The sequence below is a fragment of the Pseudarthrobacter cellobiosi genome (assembly GCF_023913755.1).
GTDB classification, from domain to species: Bacteria; Actinomycetota; Actinomycetes; order Actinomycetales; family Micrococcaceae; genus Arthrobacter; species Arthrobacter cellobiosi.
In genome coordinates this window covers 1-17,883 of record NZ_JAMXBJ010000032.1, presented here as the reverse complement: position 1 = coordinate 17,883, position 17,883 = coordinate 1, and the positions used below count along the sequence as shown (strand labels likewise).

11 protein-coding genes and 1 pseudogene are annotated in these 17,883 nt (G+C 67.1%); 7 read left to right on the top strand and 5 right to left on the bottom strand.

All coding sequences use genetic code 11. The features are described from left to right. Window position 1: 1 nt before the first annotated feature. A pseudogene (locus tag NG696_RS03955) lies at window positions 2-1,423 on the bottom strand (AMP-dependent synthetase/ligase); the annotation flags it as partial. Window positions 1,424-1,489: 66 nt separating this feature from the next. Beyond that, complete coding sequence (locus NG696_RS03950) at window positions 1,490-3,172, bottom strand: dolichyl-phosphate-mannose--protein mannosyltransferase (RefSeq protein WP_374211169.1); 1,683 nt, start codon at window positions 3,170-3,172, stop codon at window positions 1,490-1,492. Between the two features lie 46 nt (window positions 3,173-3,218). Here NG696_RS03950 and rsmI point away from each other — a divergent pair, with 46 nt between their 5' ends. Together rsmI and NG696_RS03940 are read left to right on the top strand one after the other, a co-directional pair. After that, on the top strand, window positions 3,219-4,178 hold the full coding sequence (gene rsmI / locus NG696_RS03945) for a 16S rRNA (cytidine(1402)-2'-O)-methyltransferase (RefSeq protein ID WP_374208667.1): 960 nt from the start codon (window positions 3,219-3,221) through the stop codon (window positions 4,176-4,178). 174 nt (window positions 4,179-4,352) lie between these two features. Next, entirely contained in the window at window positions 4,353-5,852 is a 1,500-nt protein-coding gene (locus NG696_RS03940) for an NAD-dependent succinate-semialdehyde dehydrogenase (RefSeq protein WP_252566342.1), read from the top strand. Between the two features lie 82 nt (window positions 5,853-5,934). Here the strand turns inward: NG696_RS03940 and NG696_RS03935 are convergent, their stop codons facing one another. Genes NG696_RS03935 through NG696_RS03925 form a run of 3 tightly spaced genes read right to left on the bottom strand, consistent with a single transcriptional unit; the run spans window position 5,935 to window position 10,944 of the window. Further along, a complete protein-coding gene (locus tag NG696_RS03935) occupies window positions 5,935-8,421 on the bottom strand; it encodes a transglutaminase TgpA family protein (RefSeq protein WP_252574147.1) in 2,487 nt (828 codons plus the stop codon). Continuing rightward, window positions 8,418-9,821 (bottom strand): DUF58 domain-containing protein, encoded by a 1,404-nt coding sequence (locus NG696_RS03930; RefSeq protein WP_252574145.1) that lies wholly within the window; start codon window positions 9,819-9,821, stop codon window positions 8,418-8,420. Before NG696_RS03930 ends, NG696_RS03935 begins: the two co-directional genes overlap by 4 nt. Window positions 9,822-9,834: 13 nt before the next feature. Further along, on the bottom strand, window positions 9,835-10,944 hold the full coding sequence (locus NG696_RS03925; protein WP_252566334.1) for an AAA family ATPase: 1,110 nt from the start codon (window positions 10,942-10,944) through the stop codon (window positions 9,835-9,837). A gap of 163 nt (window positions 10,945-11,107) precedes the next feature. On the opposite strand from NG696_RS03925, the gene NG696_RS03920 reads away from it, so the two are divergent. The 5 genes from NG696_RS03920 to NG696_RS03900 all read left to right on the top strand — a co-directional run bounded on the left by NG696_RS03920 (window position 11,108) and on the right by NG696_RS03900 (window position 17,327). After that, the gene (locus tag NG696_RS03920) at window positions 11,108-12,010 is read left to right on the top strand and encodes a TatD family hydrolase (RefSeq protein ID WP_252574143.1); all 903 of its coding nucleotides are present in this window, start codon (window positions 11,108-11,110) and stop codon (window positions 12,008-12,010) included. Window positions 12,011-12,293: 283 nt separating this feature from the next. Continuing rightward, complete coding sequence (locus NG696_RS03915) at window positions 12,294-13,445, top strand: resuscitation-promoting factor (RefSeq protein WP_252574142.1); 1,152 nt, start codon at window positions 12,294-12,296, stop codon at window positions 13,443-13,445. A gap of 184 nt (window positions 13,446-13,629) precedes the next feature. Then, a complete protein-coding gene (rsmA, locus tag NG696_RS03910) occupies window positions 13,630-14,502 on the top strand; it encodes a 16S rRNA (adenine(1518)-N(6)/adenine(1519)-N(6))-dimethyltransferase RsmA (RefSeq protein ID WP_252574140.1) in 873 nt (290 codons plus the stop codon). Then, entirely contained in the window at window positions 14,499-15,461 is a 963-nt protein-coding gene (locus tag NG696_RS03905) for a 4-(cytidine 5'-diphospho)-2-C-methyl-D-erythritol kinase (RefSeq protein ID WP_252574137.1), read from the top strand. Before rsmA ends, NG696_RS03905 begins: the two co-directional genes overlap by 4 nt. Before the next feature lie 39 nt (window positions 15,462-15,500). After that, on the top strand, window positions 15,501-17,327 hold the full coding sequence (locus NG696_RS03900) for an ABC-F family ATP-binding cassette domain-containing protein (RefSeq protein WP_252566320.1): 1,827 nt from the start codon (window positions 15,501-15,503) through the stop codon (window positions 17,325-17,327). The last annotated feature ends 556 nt before the right edge of the window (window positions 17,328-17,883 follow it).

Here is a 17,883-nt window from a genome sequence, read left to right as displayed (position 1 = left end):
GCTTCTTGCGGCCGGTGATGGTCAGGAAGCCCTCTGGGTCCAGCTCGCCGAGATCTCCGGTACGGAAGAACCCGTCCACAAAGGCCTCCGCGGTGGCGGCTTCATTGGCGTGGTAACCCTTAAACACACCGATCCCCTTGATCAGCACTTCGCCGTCCTCGGACACGCGGATGGTGGTGCCCGGCAGGGGGACGCCCACGCTGCCCACCCTGGTCCGGGCGGGCGTGTTGGACGTACAGGGGCCGGTTGTCTCGCTCAGCCCGTAGCCCTCAAGGAGCGGGATCCCGGCGCCGCGGAAGAAGTGCGCGTCCTCAGGTGCCAGGGGGCCGGCCGCCGATACCGCGTAACGGACCCGGCCGCCCAGGAGCTGGCGGAGCTTCGGGTACACCAGCCGGTCAAAGACGGCATGCCGCGCCCGCAACGCCAGCCCGGGTCCGCTGCCCCCGCCGCGGGCCACGGTGTCCTGTGCAGTGGAGAAACGGATGGCGGCGGCTGACGCAGCCCTGAAGATCCCCGCTTTCCCGGACCCGGCAGCCTGGTGCGCGGCGTCCGCCCGGACTTTCTCGAAGATCCGGGGCACCGCCAGGAGGAACGTGGGTTTGAACGTGCCCAGATCCGCCGGCAGATCAGCTGGACGGCTGACGTGGCCCAGGGTGGCGCCCGCATGGAGGCACGCCACCTGGGCAGCGCGGGCGAGCACATTGGCCAGCGGCAGGAACATCAGGGTGCGCGCGTTCTGCCCCTTGAGGATCTCCGGAAGAAAGGCGACGACGTTGACGGCCACGAGCGCAAAGTTGCCGTGGGTGATCACGCAGCCTTTGGGCCGTCCGGTGGTGCCGGAAGTGTAGGCCAGGGATGCGATGTCGTCCAGGCCCGCGGCGGAGCGGTGGCGTTCCAGCTCGGCGTCCGTGACGCCCATTCCGGCAGCCGAGAGGCTGGCGAGGTTCGGGGCCGCGCCGTCGTCATCCATCCTCACCACGGTCACCAGCCGGTCCTTGAACAGGGCGGAAGACTCCAGGACGCCTGTAATAAGCGACACCTTGCCGCGGTCCTGGGCGAACACGCGGCGCACGCCGGCGTCGTGCAGGATCCACTCCACCTGACCGGGGGTCGAGGTCTCGTCGATGGGGACGCTCACGCCGCCGGCAAACCAGATGGCGAAGTCCACCAGGGCCCACTCATAGCGGGTGGCGGACATTACGGCCACGGTGTCGCCGGGCTCCAGGCCGCCGGCGATCAGTCCTTTGGCGAGGGCGCAGACATCGTGCAGGAATTTTTGCGCCGGGACGTCGGTCCAGCCGTTGGGGCCTTTGCGCGCGTAGAGGGCGTGGGCCGGGTTGGCGGCCTCCCGCTGTCGCAGGAGATCGGTGACATTGCTGCCGGGCTCCAGCTCCACCAGGAGTTTTGTGCTAGCTTCTCGCACGGGGGCGTCTCCGTTCCGCTGCCTCAACGCAGTTCGCGGCTGGTCAGGGTTTCATGCAATCCTGCCTTAGATCCAGGACGGCATCCACATCCGGTAGCGCCATTCTTGGTAGGGGATGGTCTCAGCCGTCCACACCGGGTAGAAAAATGCGGACAACAGGACTGCCCCGGCGACGAAGAGGGCCACCAGGTAAACACCGGACCGCCGGCGCCAGAGCGGGTCGGTGTCCCGGCCCAGGACGAGGCCCAGGCAGTACACCAGCGCGAGCACCAGGAAGGGCTCAAAGGAGACGGCGTAAAAGAAGAACATGGTCCGCTCCGGGTACAGGAACCACGGCAGGTAGCCGGCGCCCACGCCCGCAAGGATCGCCCCTGCACGCCAGTCCCGGCGCCCGGCCCACCAGAACAGCAGTACCACCAGTGAGATGGCCGCTCCCCACCAGATCATCGGGTTCCCCACCGAGAGAATGGCTGAGGCGCAGTTGGGCACGTCGCATCCCGGGACGCCCTGCTCCGGCTTCTGGTAGAAGAACGACGTCGGTCGGCCCATCACCAGCCAGCTCCAGGCGCTTGCCTCGTAAGGGTGTTCGGAGCCCAGTCCCTGGTGGAACTTGTAGGCCTCCAGGTGGTAGTGCGCCAGCGAACGCAGGGAGTCCGGCAGCCAGCCCCACTCCGCTGAGGGGTTGCTCTGGGCCCACCGCCGGAAGTAGGCGCCCTCGGAACGGAACCAGCCCGTCCAAGTGGCGGTGTAGACCACCACGGCAACCGGAACCATGCTGACAAAGGCAGGCAGTCCATCCTTGATGATTCCGCCGCTGATCCAACCGCGGATTCCCGCGACGCGCCGTGCATTGAGGTCCCACAGGACCGTCAGCAGACCGAAGCCGGCGAGGAAAAAGAGGCCCGACCACTTGGTGCCTATGGCGAGTCCCATGCACACGCCCGCGGCGAGACGCCACCAGCGGATCCCCAGCCACGGTCCCGCCAGCAGCTGGCTGGCTGCGGGCCGATCGTTCCGGGACGCGGCCGCGAGCCGTCCGAGCCGTGCGGCCAGCCGTCGTCGTCCGTCATCGCGGTCCAGTAGCAAAGCTCCGAAGGCCGCCAGGAGCCAGAACATCAGGAAGATGTCCAGGAGTGATGTCCGTGACATCACCAGGTGGTGGCCGTCGACGGCGAGCAGCAGGCCTGCGGCGGCAGCCAGCGGTAGTGACCGGAACAGTTTCAGTACAATCAGCGTGAGCAGCAGGATGGACAGGGTTCCGGTCAGTGCGGCCGCGAACCGCCAGCCGAACGGATTATCGGCCCCGAAGAGCCACATGCCGCCGGCGATCATCCACTTGCCCACGGGCGGATGGACCACGTACTCGGGAGTGTCCAGGAGGATGGCCGGGTTGCCTGCGTTGAACGAGTCGTTGGCCTTGTCCGGCCAGCCCCGTTCGTAGCCGCTGACCACGTAGGAGTAGGCGTCCTTGACGTAATACGTTTCATCGAAGACCAAGCTGTGCGGCGTGTCCAGCCGGACAAAGCGGAGGACGCCGCCGATCACGGAGGTCAGGGCGGGCACCAGCCAGAACCAGAGACGCAGCGACGGCGGGTAATCCCGCCAGCTGCGGGTGCTGCCGATCAGGCGCTCGCGGAGGGCTGTGGCAGAGAAGGCCTCCGCCGGACGGGCGATCCACGGGCCTCGTGCCGGCGGGATGGTCTGGCCGGCCTCGGCAGGCCGCATGGAGGTCTGCGTCACGAGCCCCATGCTACCTTTTGCAGCTTGGGCCGCTAGCCAGCAGTACGCTGGGGGAGTGGACCCTAACCCCAGCACCTTCGCCGATTCCCGCCCCGCAGAACCTTCCGTTGCCGCCGGGGAGGAGCCAGAGACAGAGGTTCACGCGACAGCGGACCCGGCTGCAGCGGCACCGGTCGCCACGGGGCCCGGCCGGATTGTGCTGGCGGCAACGCCCATCGGGAATACGGGAGACGCGTCGGCCCGCCTGATCGAGCTCCTGGGGACGGCGGACATCGTGGCCGCCGAAGACACCAGGCGCCTGCACCGCCTTGTCCAGAGCCTCGGAGTCACCGTCGCCGGGCGGGTCATCAGCTACCACGAGCACAACGAGGCCACCAAGACCGCGGAGCTGCTGGAGCACGTCCGGTCCGGCAAAACCCTGGTCATGGTCACAGACGCCGGCATGCCTTCAGTCTCGGACCCGGGGTTCAGGCTGGTGGAAGGCGCTGTGGCAGCCGGACTCACCGTGACCGCCGTCCCGGGCCCGTCCGCGGTACTGACGGCCCTGGCACTGTCCGGTCTCCCCACCGACCGCTTCTGTTTTGAGGGATTCCTGCCCCGGAAAGCCGGCGAACGGGCGTCGCGGTTGGCGGACCTTTCGGCCGAACGCCGGACCATGGTGTTTTTTGAGGCCCCGCACCGGCTGGAATCGATGCTGCGGGCGCTGCGCGAGCGTCTCGGTGCCGAGCGGCGGATCGCTGTCTGCCGCGAACTGACCAAGACCTACGAGGAAGTCATCCGCGGGACGGTCGGGGAACTGTTGCTGTGGGCCGAAGGCAACGAGGTCCGCGGCGAGATTGCCGTGGTGCTGGGCGGAGCCCCTGAGCAGGCGCCGGGCACCCCCGAGGACCACGTGGCGGCCGTCAACGAGCTGGTGGCCCAGGGAATCCGGCTCAAGGAAGCCGTGGCCGCCGTAGCTGAGGACGTCCGCGTCAGCAAGCGGGAGCTGTACTCGGCGGTCCTCGCGGCACGCTGAGCGTACGAAAAGGCCAGCTGTGCAGCTGCACAACGAAATCTCGCTTCAGCAGTGCGTCCAGGCGTAGACCCTCTGGCGGCCGCGGCAGTAGTGTGACAGTAAATCAGCCAATACGGCAGGCCGCCCAGGCCCTGCGTCAAGGCTGAACCAAACCTTACTGACGAGGGAGTCACCGTGACTGTCACCGCACAGCCAGCTGTTACCGCGGAGCGCGAAATCGCACTGCTGGCCTCTGTCCCCACCGGATTGCTGATCAACGGCGAATGGCGCCCGGCGGCGTCAGGCAAGACGTTCGACGTCGAGGACCCCGCCACGGGCAAGGTGCTCCTCAGCATCGCTGACGCCGGCGCCGAAGACGGCAAGGCTGCTTTGGACGCGGCCGCCGCAGCGCAGGAATCGTGGGCGAAGGTCCCGGCCCGTGAACGTGGCGAAATCCTCCGCCGTGCCTTTGAGATGGTTACGGCGCGTGCCGAGGACTTCGCGCTGCTGATGACCATGGAAATGGGCAAGCCTCTGGCCGAGGCCCGCGGCGAGGTCACCTATGGCGCCGAGTTCCTGCGCTGGTTCTCCGAAGAAGCCGTCCGCGCGTTTGGCCGCTACTCGGTCTCGCCCGATGGCAAGTCCCGCCTGCTGGTCACCAAGAAGCCGGTGGGCCCGTGCCTGCTGATCACGCCGTGGAACTTCCCGCTGGCCATGGCCACGCGCAAGATCGCCCCTGCTGTCGCGGCCGGCTGCACCATGGTGCTGAAGTCGGCCAACCTCACGCCGCTGACCTCGCAGCTGTTCGCCGCAGTCATGCAGGAGGCTGGCCTGCCGGCCGGAGTCCTGAACGTCATCCCCACGTCCACGGCAGGAGCCACCACCGGCCCGCTGATCAAGGACCAGCGCCTGCGCAAACTCTCATTCACGGGCTCCACCGAGGTGGGCCGGCGCCTGCTCGCCGACGCGTCCGATACCGTCCTGCGGACCTCCATGGAACTCGGTGGCAACGCCCCGTTTGTGGTGTTCGAGGACGCGGACCTGGACGCCGCCGTCGCCGGTGCCATGCTGGCGAAGCTGCGGAACATGGGCGAGGCCTGCACCGCGGCGAACCGGTTCATCGTCCACGAGTCCGTCGCCGACGAATTCGCCCAAAAGTTCGCCGCGAAAATGGGTGAGATGACCACCGCCCGGGGCACCGAACCGGAGTCCAAAGTGGGTCCGCTGATCGATGCCAAGAGCCGGGACAAAGTTCACGAGCTGGTGAGCGACGCCGTGGCCTCCGGCGCCAAGGCTGTCCTGGGCGGCGCCCCGGCCGAGGGCCCGGGCTACTTCTACCCGCCCACCATCCTCACCGGCGTCACCGAAGGCACGCGGATACTGTCCGAGGAAATCTTCGGCCCCGTCGCCCCGATCATCACCTTCGGCACCGAGGACGAAGCGGTCCGCCTGGCCAACAACACCGAGTACGGTCTGGTGGCGTACGTCTTCACGCGCGACCTGAACCGCGGCATCCGGATGGGCGAACGGCTCGAGACCGGCATGCTCGGCCTGAACGCCGGTGTCATCTCCAACGCCGCCGCACCGTTCGGCGGCGTGAAGCAGTCCGGGCTGGGACGTGAAGGCGGCCTCGAAGGCATCGAGGAATACCTCTACACCCAGTACATCGGCATCGCGGACCCCTACGCCGGCTGACCGGATCGTCCGCCGGCTGACAGGATTATCCTCCGGTCAGCCGCTTCCTCCACCGCCTGTAGGTAGCCGTTGCGGCGAGCCGCTATTGGCTACCACGCGGCCGGAACAAGCCGCCGCGCGCCCTCGACCAGGAGCGTGCGGCGGCTTTTGCCGTCCGGCGCGCCAGCCTGTTGAGCCCTCTGAACGGGGCAGCCAGGAGCCAGGCCCACCGGCCCAGAACCGACGGCGGGAGCCAGTAGGCACGGAGGCGTCGAGGGAGCGAGGCGTTGGCACGCATGGACTGCTGCACCGCCGCGATGCGTGGGGCAATGGCCACGGTCCTGCCGCGGCCGGCTGTGTCCTGGACTGGCGGGCCGTAGTGCCGGCGTTCGAAGTCGGAGGTGAGGCTGCGGATGGCTTGGTGCGCGGCGTCGTCCATGCCGCCATGTTCGCCGAGCAGCGATGAATGGCGGAGCCGTGCGGAATACGTCCGGGCTGTTTCGCTCGAGTCCGGTGGCAGCCCGTAGTCGGTTCCGAGGTCACGGATTTCGGCCCACGCCAGCGGAATCACGTCCTCCCGCGCCCGGTCCTCGGTGCGGAGCCGCCCGGCACGCCGCCCCACCCGCACAAGCCGTGGCGAAGCTGCCAGCAGGACCAGGCCCAGCGCGGCGCCCGTGCCCAGCAGCCATGGCAGGAGCAGCTGCCCGAGGCCCCCTGCGCCGCCACCTGCACCGGGGAGGGGCGCGGCGGTGGCGCTTGGCGTGGGGGTCGGGGCGGTTGCGCCGGGAAGGAGGTCGTCGTTATTACCCAGCGAACCGGGGATGCCGGGTGTGCTGGTTTCCGTGGCGTACGCGGGTATAACACCACGCGACGGCGTGGGTTCGAAGGGCACCCACCCCAATCCCTGGAAGTAGAGCTCGGGCCAGGCGTGGGCGTCCCGGGCGTCCACCTCATACTCCGGCAGCGCACCTTGCCCGGCCACTGAAACCGTGGAACCAGTGCTTCGGCCCGGCGCGTAGCCAACCGCGATGCGGCTGGGGATACCTTCCAGCCGGGCCATCACGGCCATCGCGGACGAGTAATGGATGCAGTATCCGCTCTTCTGGGTCAGGAAATCGGCCAGCACCGAAAGCCCGTTACCGTCGTAGCCGCCCTGGACAGGTGACTGGAGCGAGTAGGTGAACTCCCCTGAGCGAAGGTATTTCTGGATGGCCATGGCCTTGGCGAATGGTGTGTCACTCGAAGCTGTCACCGTGTCAGCCGTGCTGCGGACGATGTCCGGGACGTTGCCGGGAACCCTGGTGAAGTCAGCAGGGATTCCCTGCACGGCCTGCGACGACTGTTGAAGGAGGGTGGCCGTGAGCTTAGGCGCCGTGGACACCACAATGTATTGCTGTGCCCGCGTGTTGGTGTTGGAACCCTTGACGGCCAGGGTGGCCGGGTCCCATGTCCAGGCGCCATTGAGCCCGCGGATTGTTTCCGGCGCGTACGGCAAAGGCAGGTACGGGCTGGTGAACGTGCCCGTAACCACGGCAGTCACCTGGCGGACCTGCTCCTGGGCGACGATCTCGTAGCCCGTCTCAAGCTGTCCGGCCACGGGGCGCCGCTCTGCGTCGCGGTCATCAGGTCCCCAGGATTCGCCGTCGAAATTGTCAACAGTGACGGACCGCAGATACAGCGGCCCGGCCGCGTTGGTGGCATAGGTGATCCGCCCGCTTCCGGCCGGTGCCCGCAGGCTGTTTCCCAAGGTAATCATGGGGTTCAAGCCGGTCCCGGCGCCCCACGGGTTCAGCCGGGAGCCCTGCGGAAACGTGCCGTGGTCGAATCCCGGGATGACCGCCGGCACGGCCAGGGTTGCCACCAGTGCCACGGTTCCGGTCAGCACGGCCCGCCGGAACTGGCCGAGATTCCGGCCGCTGTCGGCCGCAGTGCGGGAATCCGGTGCAAACCACTGGCTGCACGCGAGGATCAGGAGGTACCCGGCCACCGTGGCAGTGAAGCCCAAAACCCCCACGCTTTGGGGCTTCACGGTGGCGGGGACTACCAGGATGGCCAGCAGGCCCAGCCCGGTTGTTGCCGGCATGCCAAGCGGCACGGCCAGCGCATCGATGAGGATGACTGTCAGGCCCAGGGCGGCGCAGCTGACCATAACGATTCCGGCGTTCGGAGCCACCGGGGCACTTTCCGCAAGTACCGTCTCGCTCGCCCGGCGGACGAACCTGTCCACTTCAGCCAAGGTTGCCCCGGACGGGATGAAACCGGCAATGCCCGTGCTCCGGAAGAACGTCAGGGTGAGAATCGCGATCAGGGAGGCAAAGCCGCCTGCCGCCACCACGAGAGGCTGCGCGCGCAGCGCGCGGAGCGTGGCGATGGTCAGGCAGACCACCACCACCGTGGTCAGGATGGGCAAGTACCAGGCCCAACCCCGCAGAACACCGTTGAGGGAAATCGCGGCGCCGGCCACGGACAGGGCAACGGCACCGGCCATGGCCCAGGGGTACGCCCCGACCCGCGTCCGTGCCGGGGCCTGGCCCGGGGCACCTGTGGCTGCCTGCCTGCGGGACGCGTTGCGTTCCGGTGCCAGCGTCACCGCCCCACCCCCGCTCCGCGGCGTACGTCTGCCGCTGCCGTGGCCGGCGCGGCACCACCATGGTCGAAGTGGGTCCAGGCGTCCGGGACCGGAACCGAGGCTGGCACCGCCACTGCCCGCCAGCCGCCCCGGCGGAGAGCCTCCAAAGAGTCCTCGGAATCCGCGGGCCTCTCGGAAACGATGATGGCGAAGGCGTTCGCGCCGTAACCTGCCGCTGGAGCGAGGGCTCTGGCCTCGCTCGGAGAGATCCTGCCGAGCACGGCAATAAGGGGTCCCCGCATCCGGTGGGCCGAGAGTTTGTCCATCAGGTGATCGTCGAAAACGGCCGGTCCGGCATCCTGGCCACCGTGGTCCCGGGCAGCGTGGTGCGGACCGGACAGCTGGATGGCGGCGAGGCTTTCGGCGATCGACTGGAGCCCGGACACTCCGCTGAACTCTTCCGCTTCCGGTTCCGGTGCGGACGGGGAGCGGAGGAACGCGGGTTCGCCGCGGGGGTCCAGGAGGCGGAGGGCATAGTTCCGCTCCGAGAGGTGTGTGCAGATGGAGATCGCGGCCACCACGGCCCACTCGAACGTGCCGCTGGTGATCATCTCGTGGCCGTCCACGGCCGCATTGCCCCCGAAACCGGAGCCGGGCCCGCCGGAAAACGCCGCGAACCGTTGGTCCAGGATGATGGTGGCCTCCGGCGTCGTGACGGATTCCTCCTGGCGCACCATCAGGGCGCCGTGGTGGGCGGTGGCTGCCCAGTGCACCCGGCGCATGGGATCGCCCGGGCGGTACTCGCGGGTCATGACGTCGTCGTCGCTGGGGTTGGCGCGGGTACGGGTTGCTGTGATGCCGTCGTTGCCGCGGGCCCCCGCGAGGCCCGTCACGGGAAGCTCGACGGCGGCGGGCGTCACGGTGAGCGTGTCGCCGTCGTCAATTGACCGCCGGTGCAGGGACAACCCGAACGGATCAGTGAACTCGGCGGTTACCGGGCCGATCAGGTACTGTCCGCGTTTGGTGGAGCGCAAATGGTATTCGTACCTGCTGGTCCCGCCCTTGGCTGAGCGGGCCGGGAAATGGAAAGCCGGGGACTCGCCGAACCGCGGCGGCAGCCGTTCCTCCATGATCGCCCGGCCGCCACCGAAACCGGTCCGCGCCACGGCTAGCCGCACTGTGGTGGCGGCGGAGGTCTCCACAGGGGAAGGGTTGAACTCGCGGTAAACCTGGAACCGGGGCTTGAGCAGCCGGATCCCGGCCAGCGAAACCAGGGGAAGGACGATGAGCAGGACACTCAGGCTCAGCAGGTCCCGCCGCCCCATGAACTGCGCAGACAGCAGGCACACGGCGCCGGCGGCCAGGAGCCCCCAGCCACGCTGGCTGAACAGGTGCCGGGGTAGTCGGTCACGCAGCGCCATGTGACAGCCCTGCCTAGTGGTTCCGGCGCAATCCGGCCGGCGGGGCCGATGACCGGGCCGGGTTGTTCACCGGGTCCTGGTTCACCGGGAGCCGGGAGAGGATGCCCCGGATGACGCTGTGCGGGGTCTCGCCGGCGCCGGCCGCCTTGCGGTCCAGGATGATCCGGTGGAGCAGCACGGATTCCGCCACGCTGACGACGTCGTCTGGCAGCACAAAATCACGGCCGTCCAGCGCCGCCGTGGCCTTCGCGGCCCGGAGCAGCTGGAGCATGGAGCGTGGGCTGGCGCCCAGCCGGAGCAGGGGGCTTTCGCGCGTTGCGCGGCCTACTGAGACGGTGTATTCCTTGAGGGCCTGGGAGACGTAAACCTGTTGGACCGTGGCGATCATCGCTGCGACGTCCGCCGCGGTGACCACAGCGGAGACCTTGGCCAACGGGGAGGTTGCCTGATGGGTCTCCAGCATTTCGATCTCGGAGTCCTTGTCCGGATAGCCCATGGAAATCCGCGCCATAAAACGGTCGCGCTGGGCCTCGGGGAGTGGATAGGTGCCTTCCATCTCGATCGGGTTCTGGGTGGCCACCACCATGAAGGGTTCGTCGAGTTTGTACGAGTCCCCGTCCACGGTCACCTGGTGTTCCTCCATACACTCCAGGAGGGCGGATTGGGTCTTGGCGGACGCGCGGTTGATTTCATCGCCAATAACGATGTTGGCGAAGACGGCACCCGGGCGGAACTCGAACAGCCGCGACGCCTGGTTATAGATGGACACGCCCGTCACATCCGAGGGCAGCAGATCAGGAGTGAACTGGATGCGGCTGACCGTGCAGTCAATGCTCCGGGCGAGGGTTTTGGCCAGGAGGGTCTTGCCCACACCTGGCACGTCCTCCAGGAGCAGATGGCCCTGGGCCAGCAACACCGTCAGGGCCAGCCTGGCCGCATCCGACTTTCCGTCAATGACGGTGTTGATCGAGGCGAGGATCCGCTGGCTGGCCGCGTGGAATGCTTCCGCGTCCATGGCTGCTGCCTTGTGACCGTTGAGATGGCCCGCCTGCTCCGTCACGGCGGTAAAGTTCCGGCTGGCAGGGGTTACCGCGTTGACGGCGGTGCGGCGGTGGGAGTCCATCTGCAACCTTTCAGCCCGGGGATCACCCGGAACGGGACAGCAGGCCTGCCTTCGCCCGGCGGTGGGCGTTCGCATCTGTTCGTACCAGCCTACTAACACAACTGCCCTGGCTGACAGAGAGTTCCGGGAATTCTGCCGGATCCGCCGCCGCTAGGCTTGAGGAATGTGCAATTCGCTGATTCCCGCCGCTTACCGTGCCGCCGGGGTGGACTCTGCAGATGCCGGCCGGCAGGCGCGGCAGGACTATCCGCCGGCGCCGGAGCCGCTGCCCGTCCCTGTGATGGACAACCATACGCACCTGGATTTCCCCGACGGCGAGAGCCCGGTGGGCATCGCCGCGGCGTTGGATGCGGCCCAGGCCGTCGGAGTGCAGGGGGCCGTCCAGGTGGGCTGCGATCTGGAGTCTTCCCGGTTCACGGTCCGCGCCGTTGACCTGGACAGCAGGTTGCTGGGGGCAGTGGCACTGCACCCCAACGACGCCCCGGACTATGCCAGACGCGGCGAGCTGGAGGATGCGCTGGCGGAGATTGAGCAACTGGCCGCCCACCCCCGGATCCGGGCCATCGGCGAGACCGGCCTTGATTTCTTCCGCACCGAAGGGGAAGGCCTGGCCCACCAGCGCTATTCGTTCCGGCGGCATATCGATATCGCCAAGCGCCTGGACCTGACGCTGCAGATCCATGACCGCGACGCGCACGAGGACGTGGTGCAGGTCCTGCGCGAGGAGGGGGCTCCGGAGCGGGTGGTGTTTCATTGCTTCTCGGGTGATGAGGCGCTCGCCAGGATCTGCAATGCCGCGGGCTGGAACATGTCCTTTGCCGGCACGCTGACCTTTAAAAATGCGGCTAACCTCCGCGCCGCGCTGGCGGTGGCAGACCCGGACCTGGTGCTGGTGGAAACGGATGCCCCGTTCCTGACTCCGCATCCGCACCGCGGCCGTCCCAACGCCAGTTATGTGGTGCCGTACACCGTCCGCGCCATGGCCGAATTGACAGGAACTGAGCTCGCGGAGCTCTGCACCCGGATTAGCGAGAATACCGTGCGGGCGTACGGATCGTGGGACTGATCTGGGCCTCGTCGCATTGCTTGGCCAACATACCTCGTATGTAAATTTCTTGGCTGCTTTATAACGCTACGGTTACAGTGGAGAACTATTAGCCGGGGTCGGGGAAGGCCTTCGGATAATTTCACTTCATTCGCAGCAGGACCAAGCAGGGCTTTGATGCCCTCTGCCTGCCGAGCGGAGTGTGGCGGCGCAACGGTGCCCGGAGCTTGTCCCCAGGGTCATGCGCCGGCTATTTCACTGCGTTTTTCCCCGTGCCCGGATGGATCTAAAGTTACGGGCAATCGTGGTCAAGCTCTTCACAACGGACGGCAAGTTCAGTTTTATCAAGGTGGGCACCCAACTGGTGCTGCTGTGTGCGCTGGTATTGGGCCTCGTGGCCTTCGTCGGAAATAACAAAACCGTTACCCTCAACGTCGACGGAAAAGTGACTTCGGTCCAGTCCTTCGGCGGCACCGTGGGCCAGGTCGTAAAAAGCGCCAACGTAGAACTGAAACCGGCTGACCGCGTCTCGCCCTCGGCGGACGCCAAAGTGGAGAACGGCACCGTGATCAACGTCAACATGGCCAAGGCCGTGAAGGTCAGCCTGGACGGCTCTGAAAAAACCATCAACACCACGGCGCCGGATGTTGCGGGCCTCGTCGCCGAACTCGGAGTGGCCAGCTCCTCCTCCGTGTCCGTCCCGAAGGACGCCCAGCTCGCTGTGGCCGGATCGTTTGTCTCCATCTCCACGCCCAAGACCGTCAGCATCGTTGCCGATGGCAAGGCCTCCACGGCCACCACCACCGCGGGGACCGTCGCCCAGGTGCTGGAGGACGCCGGCATCACCCTCGGCGTCGACGACCGCACCTCCCAGCCGGGCAACGCGCACGTGGTCAACAACATGGTGGTTAAGGTCTCCCGGGTGGATACCAGCCAGACCGCGGCCACCACTGAGGATGTTGCTTTCGACAGTATGACCACTGAGAGCGCTGAGCTTCTCAAGGGCGAGAAAGAGGTCACCCAGGCCGGCGTGGCCGGCAAGGTGGATAAGAGCTACAAACTGGTGATGGTTGACGGCCGTGAAGCCTCGCGGACGCTGGTCTCCGAAACTGTTTCCGTCCAGCCCGTGACGGAAAAGGTCACGGTAGGCACCAAGGCAAAGCCCGCAGCCGCCGCCGGAACGAACACCGGCGCCTCGGCCCCGGCCATGATGAACGAGGCCATGTGGGACAAGATCGCCCAGTGTGAGTCCACCGGAAACTGGTCCATCAACTCGGGCAACGGCTACTACGGCGGCCTCCAGTTCGACATCCGGACCTGGATCGGCTCCGGCGGCGGCGCCTACGCCCCCAACGCCAGCCTCGCCACCAAGGCACAGCAGATCGACATCGCCAACCGCGTGTACGCACAGCGTGGCCTGCAGCCGTGGGGCTGTGGCTGGGCCGCTACGAGCTAGGCACCAATGAGCACCTGCGCTGGCGGCAGCTGACCACAGCCGCCAGGCAATCAGAAGACAGCGGCCGGCCCCGGATTGTCCCGGGGCCGGCCGCTGCCGTTAAGCGGAAACATACACCGCGTAACACGCACGATGCGCGCGGAAAGCGGATGGCCCGTCACGGCGGCCGGGATAGGATACCTAGGTGACTGAACCGACTGCCGCCGCGCCCGCACCCCTCTTCGGTGCTTCCGACATACGCCGGCTGGCGGAAGAAATCGGTATCCGGCCCACCAAGACACTGGGACAGAACTTCGTCATCGATGGCAACACGATCCGCCGGATCGTCTCCGTTGCCAACATCGGGCCAACCGAGACGGTGCTGGAAGTCGGGCCCGGCCTTGGTTCCCTCACGCTGGGCCTGCTGGACGCCGCGCAGACGGTGGTCGCCGTCGAAATTGATCCGGTCCTGGCGGCAAAGCTGCCGGAAACCGTCAAAGCATGGCGGCCGGACGCGGCGGGCGCTTTCCACCTGGTCCAGGCGGACGCCATGAAGGTCACATCGCTTCCCGTTGTGCCCACCGCCATTGTGGCGAACCTGCCCTACAACGTGGCGGTGCCGGTGGTCCTGCACCTGCTCCAGCATTTCCCCAGCCTGCAGCACGGTCTGGTGATGGTCCAGGACGAGGTGGCTGACCGGCTTGCCGCGGGGCCAGGATCAAAGACCTACGGGGTGCCCTCGGTCAAGGCGGCCTGGTACAGCAGCATGCGCAAGGCCGGGGTGATCGGCATGAATGTCTTCTGGCCTGCGCCGAAGATCCAATCCGGGCTCGTGGCCTTCACCCGGCGGGAACCGCCTGAAACAACCGCCACCCGTGAGCAGGTGTTCGCCGTGATCGACGCCGCCTTCGCCCAGCGCCGGAAGACGCTGCGGGCCGCCCTGGCCGGCTGGGCCGGCGGCGCAGCCGAGGCCGAGCGCTGCCTCATCGCCGCCGGAGTGGCTCCATCGGCCCGGGGCGAAGTCATCGACATCCACGCCTTCGCCCGGATTGCCGAAGCCCGCGAGGCCGGGTCGTGAAGGCAGCCGCCGGGAAGTTTCCCGCACGGACGGTCCGTGTGAAGGCGCCCGGCAAGGTCAATGTTTCCCTGGACGTGGGACCCTTGCGCGCTGACGGCTACCATTCAGTTGCCAGCGTGTACCTGGCCGTTTCCCTCTATGAGGAAGTGGCTGCCACCAGCACGGAGATGCCGGGGATCACCGTCAGCATCAGTCCTGACAGCACCTTGGACTTGGACGGCGTGGATATTCCGCTGGACGAGAAGAACCTGGCCTACAAGGCCGCAGCCATCATGGCCGATGTCTCCGAGCATTCCACCGGCGTGCACCTTGAAATCACCAAGCGGGTCCCCGTGGCCGGGGGCATGGGCGGAGGCTCGGCCGATGCCGCAGCCACCCTGCTGGCCTGCGACGCGCTCTGGAACAGCGGGCTGTCGCGGGATGAGTTGGCACATCTGGCCGCCGAATTGGGTGCCGACGTCCCGTTCTCCCTCGTCGGCGGAACCGCCGTCGGGCTTGGCGTTGGCGACGACCTTTCGCCGGCACTGGCCAAAGCCCAAACGGACTGGGTCCTCGTGGCGGCGGACTATGGGCTGCCCACCCCCGAGGTCTTCCGCACCCTGGACCGGCTCCGGGAGGCAGAAGGACTGGACGTTGCCGAGCCCACGGCCGTGGATCCCAATGTCCTGCAGGCGCTGCGGAGCGGTGACGCCGATGCCCTGAGCCGGGTCCTGGTGAACGATCTGCAGCGGGCCTCCATTGAACTTTCCCCCGCGCTCCGCGATACGCTGGGACGAGGTGAAGCGCTCGGCGCCCTGGCCGGAATCGTATCCGGTTCCGGACCCACCGTGGCGCTGTTGACCCACAATCCCGCCGCAGCCGAAAACCTGGCGGAGGACCTGCGGCACTACGGGCTGACGGCATTCCCTGTCCACGGACCCGTGCACGGCGCGCGCATCATCTCCGATACTCTCCTTTAAGAGTCCCCTTCCTTACTGAGCAGCAGAAAGCAGTCCCTCTTGGCACACCTTCTTGGCGGCGAAAACCTTACGGTTTCGTACGCAACGCGCACCGTCCTGGACGGCATCACCCTCGGACTCGAGGAAGGTGACAGGATCGGCATGGTGGGCCGGAACGGCGACGGCAAGTCCACGCTGATGCGCCTGCTGGCCATGCGCTCCACCCCGGACTCGGGCCGGGTGACCAAGCGCAGCGAAGTCAACATCGGCTACCTGGACCAGAGCGACGTGCTCGACGGCGACCTCACGGTGGGCGCTGCGATCGTCGGCGACCAGGCCGACTATGAATGGGCCCGCAACCCCCAGATCCGCGAAGTCATGGGCGGCCTGGTGTCCGACGTCGACTGGCATGCCAACGTCCACGCCCTCTCCGGCGGGCAGAAGCGGCGGGTGGCGCTGGCCAAGCTGCTGATCGAGGACCATGACGTCATCATGCTCGACGAACCGACCAACCACCTCGACGTCGAAGGTGTCGCCTGGCTGTCCCGGCACCTGAAGACCCGGTGGCGGGCCAACCAGGGCGCCTTCCTGGTGGTCACCCACGACCGCTGGTTCCTGGACGAAGTCTGCACCAAGACCTGGGAAATCCACGACGGCATCATGGACCCGTTCGACGGCGGCTACGCGGCCTACGTGCTGGCCCGTGCCGAACGTGACCGCGCGGCGAATGTTATGGAAGGCAAGCGCCAGATGCTCGTGAAAAAGGAACTCGCCTGGCTGCGCCGCGGCGCTCCGGCCCGCACGGCCAAGCCGAAATTCCGCATCGAGGCCGCGAACGCCCTCATCGCCGACGTCCCCGAGCCGCGTGACTCCACAGCCCTGAGCAAGATGGCCACCGCCCGGCTCGGCAAGGACGTCCTGGACCTTGAGAACGTCACGCTCGACTTCCTCGGCGGCGACCCCGGACAGAAACTCTTCGACAACATCACCCTGCGGCTTGCCCCCGGTGAGCGGCTGGGCCTGGTGGGCGTCAACGGCGCCGGCAAGACCACCCTATTGAAACTCCTCAACGGCCAAATTGAGCCGTCATCCGGCAAGGTCAAGCGCGGCAAGACCGTGGTCACCGCCGTGCTGACCCAGGAGGTCAAAGAGCTCGACGACGTCTCGGACCTGCGCGTGATCGAAGTCATTGAGCGCGAAAAGCGGTCCTTCAACGTGGGCGGCAAGGAATTCACGGCGGGCCAGCTCGTGGAGCAGCTCGGCTTCACCAACGAGAAGCAGTGGACCCCGGTCCGGGACCTCTCCGGTGGTGAGCGCCGGCGCCTCCAGCTCCTGCGCCTGCTGGTGGGGGAGCCGAACGTGCTGATGCTCGATGAGCCCACCAACGACCTCGACACCGACACCCTCGCCGCCGTCGAAGACGTACTCGACGGCTGGCCGGGCACGCTCGTTGTGGTCAGCCACGACCGCTACCTGCTGGAGCGCGTCACCGACCACCAGATGGCCCTGCTGGGCGACGGCAAGATCCGCGCCCTGCCGCGCGGCGTGGACCAGTACCTCGAACTGCGCGAATCCGCCCTGGCCGGCTCCACGATCACCGGCGGCGGCAACCCCGTCACCGGTCCGAGCGGCAGCTCCGCCCCCGCAGCCTCCGGTTCCTCCGAAGCCGAAAAGCGCGACGCCCGGAAGGCCAAAAACCGGATCGAGCGCCAGCTGGGCAAACTGGAACAGCAAGAAAAGAAGATTCACGACCAGATGGTCAAGAGCACCGCAGCATCCGACTTCGACGCCCTCGCCGACCAGAACAAAAAACTCAAGGACCTCGCCACCGACCGCGAAGCCCTCGAACTCGAATGGATGGAAGCCCTGGAAGTCCTCGGCGAATAACCTGCCCGCGAGTAGCCCGGCGCTACTTGGGTTGGGTGCCGGAGCCGACCCTTCGTTGTTTGCGCTGGCTTGGGTGCCGCAGCCGGCCCTTCGACGTCGCTTAGACACGACGCAAAGGGGCCACTCGCTCGCTGAGCGAGCTTCCGTCCCGATGCGCCGCGATGCGCTCCTTTTCGAAGGACCGTCTCCGGCGAGCGGAAGTCACCTACCCGATGGACCGCCTCCCGACAAAGCACCTCACCTCCCTCCGTGGAACAGCAGGCACCCGAGCGGAACGTTCGGCAGGGGGTACTCGTGGAGGGCGCCCGAACAGACGTGTCGGCTGTAGCGGCGCGGCGGAGATCGCCGAACGGAACTTTCGGCAATAGCGGGGCGGGGGACCTTCGCGTAGTCGCGCATCGCGGGCCATCGGGCACACAAGGTCGCTCAGCGACCGCTGGGCCCCTATGGCTCGTGTCTAAGCCTTGATCCACCGATGTTGCTCGGGGCGCCGACGGCGGTTTAAACCGAGAATGCCCGTCTTTTCAAGGAAAATGGAGCTTGTCTAGAACCCATT

Excerpts from the sequence above, each read along its gene's own strand:
- NG696_RS03925 (WP_252566334.1), bottom strand. The coding sequence starts at position 10,944 with ATGGACTCCCACCGCCGCACCGCCGTCAACGCGGTAACCCCTGCCAGC.
- NG696_RS03920 (WP_252574143.1), top strand. The coding sequence starts at position 11,108 with ATGTGCAATTCGCTGATTCCCGCCGCTTACCGTGCCGCCGGGGTGGAC.
- NG696_RS03930 (WP_252574145.1), bottom strand. The coding sequence starts at position 9,821 with ATGGCGCTGCGTGACCGACTACCCCGGCACCTGTTCAGCCAGCGTGGC.
- NG696_RS03950 (WP_374211169.1), bottom strand. The coding sequence starts at position 3,172 with ATGGGGCTCGTGACGCAGACCTCCATGCGGCCTGCCGAGGCCGGCCAG.